Raw genomic sequence first — 9,095 nt, 5'->3', positions numbered from 1 at the left:
CTGGGGTGCCGATCGCGCAGATGGACACGCTGCCGCTGTGGGAGGGCGATCGCCATTTCCTGCCGCTGGTGTTCGACGGCGACCCGCGCCCCTTCCACGGGGTCATGCCATACCGCGACGGACGCATGCAGTCCTGGCGCTACTCGCGGGTCTGACGCGCTAAGCCCCTCTCCCATCGGGAGAGGGGTTGGGGTGAGGGTACGGCGCGAAAGCGACTCGCGGAGTTTGGTGGCGGGTGAGGGCGCGGCGTCAAGCGTCTCGCGATGTTTGGGTGCACCAAGCTCCGCCCGTACCCTCATCCGGCCCTTCGGGCCACCTTCTCCCGGCGGGAGAAGGAACAGCCTCTGCCTTTCCCGTCGGGGGATGGGCGAGGGGCCGGCGCGCCGCTCGGTCGAACGCTCGCGCGGCACCACGTCCGTCTTGTCCACAGTGGCTGTGGATCGATGCTGCACAAGCCTGTGGGCAAGCGGTCCAAGTCGCTGAAATGGCTGCCCGATTCTGCCGGGTGGCGAAAATTTCATCAGTCCCGGTCGCGCTTCTCCACAGCCGGTGTGGATGAAAGCGCACGAACGCTGTGGATAAGATGCCGCTGGCGTTGTGCCGCAACGGTCGCTGCCGCGCTGGCGAAAAATTCGCCAGCGTCGGTCGCGCGATCCAGCAGGCGCACGTGCGCGCTTGCCGCAGCGCTACTGCGCGGTCCAGCCGCCGTCGATGGCGATCGTCTGCGCGGTGATGTTGCGCGCCGCCGGCGAGGCCAGGAACGCCACACAGCCGGCCAGTTCGTCGTAGGCGATGAACACGCCCTTGGGCATCGGCTTGAGCATCACCTGGGCGATCACGTCGGCTTCGGAAATGCCGCGGGTGCGCGCCTGGTCGGCGATCTGCTTGTCCACCAGCGGCGTTTTCACGTAGCTGGGGCAGAGCGTGTTGATGGTGATGTCGGTGTCGGCGGTCTCCAGTGCGATCACCTTGGAGAAGCCGACCAGGCCGTGCTTGGCGGCGACATAGGCGCTCTTGTACGGGCTGGCGACCAGCGAGTGGATGCTGCCGATGTTGACGATGCGGCCGAAGCCGCGTTCGCGCATGCCCGGCAGCACCGCCTGGGTCAGCCGGGCGACCCCGGTCAGCATCACCTCCACCAGCAGGCTCCACTTGTCCATCGGGAACTCCTGCAACGGCGCCACATGCTGCAGCCCGGCGTTGTTGACCAGCACGTCCACCGGCCGGCTGACGGCGGCCAGCGCCGCGGCGATGCTGTCCGCGCTGGCCACGTCCAGCGCCACCGCCTCGGCCGAGCCGCCGGCCTGGCGCACCTGCGCGGCGACCGTTTCGGCGGCCTCAAGGTCGAGGTCGCTGACGACGATGTGGCGGCCGTCGGCGGCCAGTGCGTGGGCGATGCCGGCGCCGATGCCGCTGGCGGCGCCGGTGATCAGGACGGTCTGCATGGGGAGTACCTGCGCGGAGTGGGGGGCGATCAGCGTAGCAGCGCGCCGTGACGCCTGGCAGCGGCCGCTCGCCAGTGCGGCGGCGCCACGCTACCCTGTGCCGTCGCTCGCCGCTCACGCCGGATCCGCCACGTTATGCCGATGAAACGCCACTTCTCCATGCTGCGCGAGTTCCAGCTGGCCGACTGGTTCACCCTCGCCAACGCCTTCTGCGGCACCGGCGCGGTGTTCGCGGCGATGCGCTTCCTGCAGGACGGCCGCCGCAGCGACCTGCTGTTCGGCATGGCGCTGATCCCGCTGGCATTCGTGTTCGACGCGCTGGACGGGCGCGTGGCGCGCTGGCGCAAGTCGTCCTCGACCCTGGGCCGCGAGCTGGACTCGCTCGCCGACGTGATCTCCTTCGGCGTGGCTCCGGCGGCGCTGGCCTACGCCTGCGGCATGCAGGGCGGCTGGGACTGGCTGGTGCTGAGTTTCTTCGTCTGCTGCGGGGTCAGCCGCCTGGCCCGCTACAACGTCACCGCCGAGCAGATCGCCGGCGACGGCGACAAGGTGCCGTACTTCGAGGGCACGCCGATCCCGAGCAGCCTGGGCCTGGTCATCGTGCTGGCGATCGCCGCGCACCTGGGCCATATCGGCGACGCCTTGTGGTGGGGCGAGTGGCGGTTGGGACCGTGGCTGCTGCACCCGCTGGCGCTGCTGTTCGCGCTGTCCGGCTCGCTGATGATCAGCAAGACGCTACGCATCCCCAAGCCCTGATCGCAGCGTGTTGCTATCATCGCGGGCCAGGTCTGGAGAGTGGCGATGAAGGCTAGCGGCGGTGGCGCCGGCGATTTCGAGGCGATGACGCGGCAGTACTGGGAGGCCTGGAGCGCCGCATTGCGCCAGGGCGCCGCGGCCCCCGCGTCGCCCGCGGCTGGCGATGGCGCCGGTTCCTGGCGCGAGGCGATCGCGGCCTGGAGCCAGTGGCTGCCGCGCGGCAGCGCGCCGCAGGCCGAGGACGCGCTGGCGCAGTTCCAGCAGCAGGCCGGCGACTGGCTCGGCGCGATGCAGCAGGTGGCAGCGCAGTTCGCCGGTCGCGACGCCAGCAGTGCCGACGTCGCCGACGCCTGGAAGCGACAGGTGCAGGGTCAACGCGAGCAGTTGCTGCAGTGGCTGCTGGGTGCGGTGCGCGGGGCCGGCCAGGCCGGGATCGACCCGTGGCTGCAGCAGGCGGCGCAGTGGCTGCAGGGCCTGCAACGCGACAGTGGCCCATGGTTGCAGATGCCCGGGTTCGGCCCGGCGCGCAACCACCAGGCGCGCTGGCGGGCGCTGGCCAAGGCCCAGCAGGACTATCAGGCGCAGTTGCAGGCCTATCTGGGGCTGCTGCAGGGCGCCATCGACCGCGCCTTCGGCCTGTTCGAGGAGAAGCTGCGCGCGCACGAGGATCCGGGCCGGCAACTGACCAACGCGCGGGCGATGTTCGATCTGTGGATCGACGCGGCCGAGGAAGCGTATGCGGCGGCCGCGCTGTCGCCGGAGTTCCGCCAGGTCTACGCCGACGTCGCGAACGCGCAGATGCGCCTGCGCGCCCTGCTGCAGCGCGAGACCGAGCAGGTGTGCGAGCAGGTGGGCCTGCCCACGCGTACCGAACTGGATGCCGCGCATCGGCGCATCGCCGACCTGGAACGGCGGCTGCGACGACTGGAGCGCGGCGAAGGGCAGGGCGCGACTGCCGCGGCCGGACCTGCACCGGTTGCTCCGGCCCCGGCTGCGCCGCAGAAGAGCCCTCGGAAGACCGCGGCCAAGTCGGCCCCTGTGCGGGCGGCAGCCGCCGCGCCCAAATCCAAATCCAACGCCGCCACGCCAGCGAAGGCCACGCCCGCCGCCAAGCCGCGGCGGGCCGGGACCACGCCGGCGGCACGCCGGAGTCGCGCATGAAGGGACCGCTGAGTTTCAGCAGCGACGATCTGGTCCAGGAAACCCTGGAGCTGCAGCGCAAGCTGCTCGAAGGCCTGCGCGTGCTGCCGGGCCTGGACACGGTGGACTACGGCGCCACCGCGCGCCAGGAAGTGTGGCGCGACGGCAAGGTGGTGCTGTACCGCTTCGTCGGCGAACGCCCGCCCACCACCAAGGTGCCGCTGCTGATCGTCTATGCCCTGGTCAACCGCCCGTACATGGTCGACCTGCAGGCCGACCGCTCGCTGGTGCAGGGCCTGCTGGCGCTGGGCGAGGACGTCTATGTGCTGGACTGGGGCTATCCGGACCGCTCGGAGCGCTACCTGACGCTGGAGGACTACCTGCTGCGCTACATCGACGGCGCGGTGGACCATCTGCGTTCCGCCGGCGGCGGCGCCCCCGTCAACATGCTCGGCATCTGTCAGGGCGGCACGTTCTCGCTGTGCTACGCGGCTTTGCAGCCGGAGAAGGTGCGCAACCTGGTCACCATGGTCACCCCGGTGGATTTCCACACCCCGGACAACATGCTGTCCAACTGGGCGCGCCAGGTCGACGTCGACCTGTTCGTGGACACGCTGGGCAACGTGCCGGCGGACCTGATGAACGTCAGCTACCTGATGCTCAAGCCGTTCCGCCTGAACCTGCAGAAGTACGTCGGCCTGCTCGACATCCTCGACGATCCGCGGGCGCTGGAGGACTTCTTGCGCATGGAGAAATGGATCTTCGATTCGCCGGATCTGGCCGGCGAGACCTTCCGCGAGTTCGTCAAGCAGTTCTATCAGGACAACGCGCTGATGCACGGGCGCGCGCGCATCGGTGCGCACACGGTGGACCTGAGTCGGGTCACCATGCCGGTGCTCAACGTCTATGCCGAGCAGGACCACCTGGTGCCGCCGGATGCGTCGCGGGCGCTGCGCGGCGTGGTCGGCAGCCGCGACTACGCCGAACTGAGTTTCCGCGGCGGCCATATCGGTATCTACGTCTCCGGCCGCGCCCAACGCGAAGTGCCGGCGGCGCTCCATCAGTGGCTGGCCGAGCGCGATGGCGGGCACTGAGCGCCAGCGGCGACGCGTCGTGCCGCCAGGGGCGCGTCTTGCTGGCGTCGTCTTGGCGGTGGCGCTGGCCTGGCTGAGCGTGGAGCGCGGCATCGCTGCGCCTGCGGCCGCGGCCGACCGTGAAATCCGCGGACTGCTGGCGGCGTTGCAGTCCTCGCCGTGCCGGTTCCAACGCAACGGGACCTGGTACTCCGGTCGCGAGGCCGAGGCGCATCTGCAGCGCAAGTATGCGGCACTGCGTTCGCGCGACCTGGTGGACAGCGCCGAGCAGTTCATCGCGCGCGGCGCCAGCCGCAGCAGCGTCAGCGGAAGCGCCTACCGTGTCGCTTGTCCTGGCCGGCCGGAGCAGGAGGCGGCGGCCTGGTTCGAGCAACAATTGGCGGCATTGCGCCGTCACGCCGCGCCCGCGCCGGCGCGCGTAGAGTGAGCTAGCCGCCGTCGCTGGAGCCGCTGCCATGTCGCAACCCCGTTCGCTGTCGCGCTCGTTGAACGACCGCATGATCGCGGGCGTGATGGGCGGGATCGCCCACCGCTTCGGCTGGAATGCGACCCTGCTGCGGGTGCTGTACGTGGTCGGTTCGATCGTCTCGGCCGCCTTCCCCGGCATCCTGGTCTATCTGATCCTGTGGCTGCTGATTCCCAACGAAGCCGATTGACGCGGCCGCTGTCGCGGGTCTGGCGCCGTGCCGGCATCGCCGTCGGCGTTCTCTGGACCTCGCCGAACACTGTCCTGGGCATGCTCGTCGGGACCATCGCGCTGGCCTTCGGTGCCCGCCTGCGCTTCAGCCGGCGCGAACTGGCGCTGGTGTTCGAACGCGTGCCGATGCGGCCACGCGGGGCGATGACGCTGGGCAACGTGATCCTGCTCAGTGCAGACGATCTGGACGTGGCCTGCGCCACCTACGAACACGCTGCCGGTCGCTGCCGGCATCCTGCGGTACGGCTCGGCGACCACGAACGTGCGCACGTGCTGCAGTACATGCTGCTCGGGCCGCTGTTCCTGCCGGTGTACCTGGCCTGCGGCGGGGTCAGCGTGCGCAATCCATTGGAACGCGCCGCCGATCGCTATGCGCTGTACGGTCGGGGTTGGTGGCCGGGGACGGGTTGAGCGCGTGGCGTCCGCAAACCGCTGCTTTCGCAATGCACGACGTTGCCGCGCAGGAGCGGCTTCAGCCGCGACGGGCTTTCCCGGGAACGCCGCGGTCGCGGCTGAAGCCATTCGTACGGATGTACCAGTGGCGCTTGTTGGTGGCTCGGGTCAGTCGAGCCGGGAAAAACCGAACAGGCGCTTGAGCGGGTGCGCATGCCGCTCGATCTGGGCGCGCAGCAGGCCGGCGCCGATCATGCTGTAGGTGATGCCGTTGCCGCCGTAGGCCATGGCGAACTGCACGCGCGGGCCGTGCTGCGGGTGCGGGCCGAAGAACGGCAGGCCGTCCTCGGTCTCGGCGAAGGTGCCGGCCCAGGCGAAGGTCGGCTGCAAATCCAGTCCCGGCATCACCTTGGCGATCTTGCGCGACAGCGTGCGTGCCTTGCTGTCCACGCGCGCGTCGCGGCGCGCCGGCACGTCCACGCTGTCGTCCTCGCCGCCGGCGACGATGCGGCCGTTGCCGGTGCTGCGCAGGTACAGATACGGCCGCGCACTTTCCCAGATCATGGTGTCGCGCAATGGGCCGAGGACGGAAGGCTCGAGCGGGTCGCTGACGAAGGCGTAGCTGCTGCGGTTGCGGGCCACGCGTTGATCCAGCCAGTGCTGGTTGGCGTAGCCGGCGGCCATCACCACATGGCCGGCGCGCACCTGCGCGCCCTGATCGGTGTGCAGGGTCACGCCGCGGCCAGTGACCACGATCCGCGCGATGCGGGTGCGGTCGTAGACGCCGACGCCGCGTCGGAAGGCGCGGCCGAGCAGGCGATAGGTGAGGCGGTACGGATCCACCCGTGCCGCCTGGTGGCTGAGGATCGCGCCGTGCGCCTGCAGGCCGTAGTCCGCGTCCAACGTCTGCGCGTCCAGCCATTCCACGTCCAGGCCGTGTCGCGCGCGCACTTCCAGCTCTTCCAGCAGCACCCGCACGTGGCGGCGTTTGCTGGCGTAGTACAGGCTGTCGTTCCAGCCGAAGTCGACATCGCGCAGCGGCCGGACCAGGTCGCGCAACTGCTCCAGCGCCTGCGCGCAGGCGCCGTAGGCGAGGGCGGCGGCAGGTTCGCCATAGCGCTTGGCCAGATCGATCAGATGGGTGTCGATCTCGTACTGCAGCAGGGCGGTGCTGGCCGCGGTGCTGCCCCAGCCGATGTCGCGCTGCTCCAGGACCGTCACGGCATGCCCGTGCGCGCTCAGTTCTTCGGCGATCAAGGCGCCGGTGATACCGCCGCCGACGACCGCGACATCGCAGCGCACGTCGTCGCGCAGCTGCGGAAAGCTCTGCATCAGGCCGTTGCGGACCGACCAGAAGGGATAACCGCTCTTGAGATCCATGACGCCCCGGCGCAGAAAGGATGTGCGACTTAGGCGCAGGTCCGGTTAAGTCCGCGTGAGCCGCCGCGGACGTCATGTTCGGGCAAACAGCCGCGATTAATCTCGGTGCAGAAGTCCCTCACATGGCGCTGTGTATGGTGCGCGCCAGTTCCACGAATTCCCTGTAGAGGAAGCGTCATGTCGGTCGTTCTATATATCGGTGGCAGCAAGGACGGAGAGAAGGGCGTCGTGCCCTACGGTTTCCGCAAGTCCATGAAGGAAACCGAGGCAGGCCCGGAGATCTATGTCGAGCGCGTGCTGGCATTGAGCGATCGGCAGGTGCGGATCATGGCGCTGGAGTCGCTGCAGGACGATATCGTGGTAGAACGCCTGCACAGGTATTATTCGCGTTGACGCCGGCGTGCGAACCCCGGTGTGGCCGCCCGCCTAGGCGGGCCAGCGACGGTTCGCATCGACCTGCCACCGACCATGCCCGCACCAGAAATCAGCAACACCTCGGCGCCGCCGACGACCGTCGACCCGAACGCCCCCACCGACATGTCCAATCAGCGCAGCGATATTTTCTTCGCTGCGGTGCAGACCACGCGCATGCCGATGATCGTGACCGATCCGCGGCAGCCGGACAATCCGATCATCTTCGTCAACCGCGCGTTCTTGGAAATGACCGGTTACGGTCGCGAGGAATTGATCGGCAATAACTGCCGCTTCCTGCAGGGGCCGGACACCGATCGCGAGACCGTACGCAGCGTCCGCGACGCCATTACCTCGCATGACGAAGTGGCGGTGGAGATCCTCAACTACCGCAAGGACGGTTCCAGCTTCTGGAACGCGCTGTATATCTCTCCGGTGTATGACGACCGCGGCGAGCTGGTGTATTTCTTCGGTTCGCAGCTGGACGTCAGCCGTCGCCGCGATGCCGAGGACGCGCTGCGTCAGGCGCAGAAGATGGAGGCGCTGGGTCAGCTCACCGGCGGCATCGCGCACGACTTCAACAACCTGCTGCAGGTCATGTCCGGGTATCTGGAACTGATCGAGCACGCGGTCGAGAGCGACCCGCTGAATCCATCGCTGCTGCGCAAGAGCGTGGACCGCGCTCGCGATGCCGCCGGCCAGGCCGCGCGCCTGACCCAGCAGCTGCTGGCGTTCGCGCGCAAGCAGAAGCTGGAAGGACGCGTGCTCAATCTCAATGCCTTGGTGGCCGGGATGAGCGATGTGGCCGAGCGCACGCTGGGCGACGGCATCGCGTTCTCGCTGGAGCTGTCGCCGGACCTGCGCAACTGCCGGATCGACCCGACCCAGGCCGAAGTGGCGCTGCTCAACATCCTGATCAATGCGCGCGACGCCATGGCCGACCAGCCGGCGCCGCGTCTGGTGATCCAGACCCGCAACGTGTCGGTGCGCGCGGACGAACCCACCACCTACGACAACCTGCTGCCTGGCCACTACGTGTGCGTGTCGATCACCGACAACGGCAGCGGCATGCCGCCGGAGGTGCTGGCGCGCGTGCTGGATCCGTTCTTCACCACCAAGGAAGAAGGCAAGGGCACCGGCCTGGGCCTGTCCATGGTCTACGGCTTCGCCAAGCAGTCCGGCGGTGCGGTGCGCCTGTATTCGGAGGAGGGCCACGGCACCACCGTGCGCCTGTACTTCCCGATCGACGACAACGTCGAGAACATGGCCCCGCGCGATTCGCGCACGCGCCGCCCGTTCGATCGCCAGGGCGACGAGACGATCCTGATCGTCGAGGACCGGCCGGACATCGCCGAGCTGGCGCGGCTGTTCCTCGGCGACCAGGGCTATGCCACGCACGTGGTGTACAACGCCCGCGAGGCGCTGGAACTGCTCGATACCGGCGTGCACGTGGACCTGCTGTATTCGGACCTGATCATGCCCGGCGGTCTCAATGGCGTGATGCTGGCGCGCGAGGCGCGGCGGCGCCGGCCCAAGATCAAGGTGCTGCTGACCACCGGCTATGCCGAGTCCTCGATCGAGCGTACCGATGCCGGCGGCAACGAGTTCGAGGTGCTGGCCAAGCCGTACAACCGCCAGGAACTGATCCGCAAGGTGCGCATGGTGCTGGACGGGCCGAACGGCGTCACCTGACGCCGCCAGCTTGGCGCGCGCCTGTCAACGGGTTCCCCGGCGGCGCGCGCACTGCGAAAATGCGGGTTTTCCGCAAGGCGGCTTCGG

At 68.8% G+C, this 9,095-nt stretch carries 10 protein-coding genes and 1 pseudogene; 9 read left to right on the top strand and 2 right to left on the bottom strand.

Features of this window, described 5'->3' with window-relative positions:
* A pseudogene (locus tag CEK69_RS07660) lies at nucleotides 1–155 on the top strand (7,8-dihydro-8-oxoguanine triphosphatase); the annotation flags it as partial.
* Between the two features lie 531 nt (nucleotides 156–686).
* Here the strand turns inward: CEK69_RS07660 and CEK69_RS07655 are convergent.
* Entirely contained in the window at nucleotides 687–1,445 is a 759-nt protein-coding gene (locus CEK69_RS07655; RefSeq protein WP_152244818.1) for a 3-hydroxybutyrate dehydrogenase, read from the bottom strand.
* Between the two features lie 141 nt (nucleotides 1,446–1,586).
* On the opposite strand from CEK69_RS07655, the gene CEK69_RS07650 reads away from it, so the two are divergent.
* The 6 genes from CEK69_RS07650 to CEK69_RS07625 are packed head-to-tail and all read left to right on the top strand — an operon-like array spanning nucleotide 1,587 to nucleotide 5,543.
* Entirely contained in the window at nucleotides 1,587–2,201 is a 615-nt protein-coding gene (locus CEK69_RS07650; RefSeq protein ID WP_017909499.1) for a CDP-alcohol phosphatidyltransferase family protein, read from the top strand.
* Between the two features lie 45 nt (nucleotides 2,202–2,246).
* A complete protein-coding gene (phaE, locus tag CEK69_RS07645) occupies nucleotides 2,247–3,362 on the top strand; it encodes a class III poly(R)-hydroxyalkanoic acid synthase subunit PhaE (RefSeq protein ID WP_152244816.1) in 1,116 nt (371 codons plus the stop codon).
* Entirely contained in the window at nucleotides 3,359–4,435 is a 1,077-nt protein-coding gene (locus CEK69_RS07640; RefSeq protein ID WP_152244814.1) for a class III poly(R)-hydroxyalkanoic acid synthase subunit PhaC, read from the top strand. Before phaE ends, CEK69_RS07640 begins: the two co-directional genes overlap by 4 nt.
* A gap of 52 nt (nucleotides 4,436–4,487) precedes the next feature.
* Nucleotides 4,488–4,862, top strand: coding sequence for a DUF5329 family protein (locus tag CEK69_RS07635; protein ID WP_148828215.1), 375 nt, complete (start codon nucleotides 4,488–4,490; stop codon nucleotides 4,860–4,862).
* A gap of 28 nt (nucleotides 4,863–4,890) precedes the next feature.
* Nucleotides 4,891–5,091 carry a PspC domain-containing protein gene (locus tag CEK69_RS07630; RefSeq protein WP_026144177.1) on the top strand — a complete coding sequence of 67 codons (201 nt, stop codon included), beginning with the start codon at nucleotides 4,891–4,893 and terminating at the stop codon, nucleotides 5,089–5,091.
* On the top strand, nucleotides 5,088–5,543 hold the full coding sequence (locus CEK69_RS07625) for a hypothetical protein (protein ID WP_017913022.1): 456 nt from the start codon (nucleotides 5,088–5,090) through the stop codon (nucleotides 5,541–5,543). The genes CEK69_RS07630 and CEK69_RS07625 overlap by 4 nt, the downstream gene beginning before the upstream one ends.
* Before the next feature lie 150 nt (nucleotides 5,544–5,693).
* On the opposite strand, the gene CEK69_RS07620 is transcribed toward CEK69_RS07625, so the two are convergent.
* Nucleotides 5,694–6,905, bottom strand: coding sequence for an FAD-dependent oxidoreductase (locus CEK69_RS07620; protein ID WP_150409143.1), 1,212 nt, complete (start codon nucleotides 6,903–6,905; stop codon nucleotides 5,694–5,696).
* 177 nt (nucleotides 6,906–7,082) lie between these two features.
* Between CEK69_RS07620 and CEK69_RS07615 the strand changes: the two genes are divergently transcribed.
* The gene (locus tag CEK69_RS07615) at nucleotides 7,083–7,298 is read left to right on the top strand and encodes a hypothetical protein (protein WP_017907884.1); all 216 of its coding nucleotides are present in this window, start codon (nucleotides 7,083–7,085) and stop codon (nucleotides 7,296–7,298) included.
* Between the two features lie 144 nt (nucleotides 7,299–7,442).
* Nucleotides 7,443–9,008: a hybrid sensor histidine kinase/response regulator gene (locus tag CEK69_RS07610; protein ID WP_230979331.1), complete on the top strand. Its 1,566-nt coding sequence runs from the start codon at nucleotides 7,443–7,445 to the stop codon at nucleotides 9,006–9,008.
* The last annotated feature ends 87 nt before the right edge of the window (nucleotides 9,009–9,095 follow it).

This window comes from Xanthomonas sp. LMG 12462, assembly GCF_009192885.1.
Classification (GTDB): Bacteria; Pseudomonadota; Gammaproteobacteria; order Xanthomonadales; family Xanthomonadaceae; genus Xanthomonas_A; species Xanthomonas_A sontii.
This window is presented reverse-complemented; position numbering and strand designations above follow the sequence as displayed.

What these genes read in the sequence shown, in the direction of transcription:
- CEK69_RS07650 (WP_017909499.1), top strand. Translation starts at nt 1,587, where the DNA reads ATGAAACGCCACTTCTCCATGCTGCGCGAGTTCCAGCTGGCCGACTGG.
- CEK69_RS07630 (WP_026144177.1), top strand. Translation starts at nt 4,891, where the DNA reads ATGTCGCAACCCCGTTCGCTGTCGCGCTCGTTGAACGACCGCATGATC.
- CEK69_RS07655 (WP_152244818.1), bottom strand. Translation starts at nt 1,445, where the DNA reads ATGCAGACCGTCCTGATCACCGGCGCCGCCAGCGGCATCGGCGCCGGC.
- CEK69_RS07620 (WP_150409143.1), bottom strand. Translation starts at nt 6,905, where the DNA reads ATGGATCTCAAGAGCGGTTATCCCTTCTGGTCGGTCCGCAACGGCCTG.
- CEK69_RS07640 (WP_152244814.1), top strand. Translation starts at nt 3,359, where the DNA reads ATGAAGGGACCGCTGAGTTTCAGCAGCGACGATCTGGTCCAGGAAACC.
- CEK69_RS07615 (WP_017907884.1), top strand. Translation starts at nt 7,083, where the DNA reads ATGTCGGTCGTTCTATATATCGGTGGCAGCAAGGACGGAGAGAAGGGC.
- phaE (WP_152244816.1), top strand. Translation starts at nt 2,247, where the DNA reads ATGAAGGCTAGCGGCGGTGGCGCCGGCGATTTCGAGGCGATGACGCGG.
- CEK69_RS07610 (WP_230979331.1), top strand. Translation starts at nt 7,443, where the DNA reads ATGTCCAATCAGCGCAGCGATATTTTCTTCGCTGCGGTGCAGACCACG.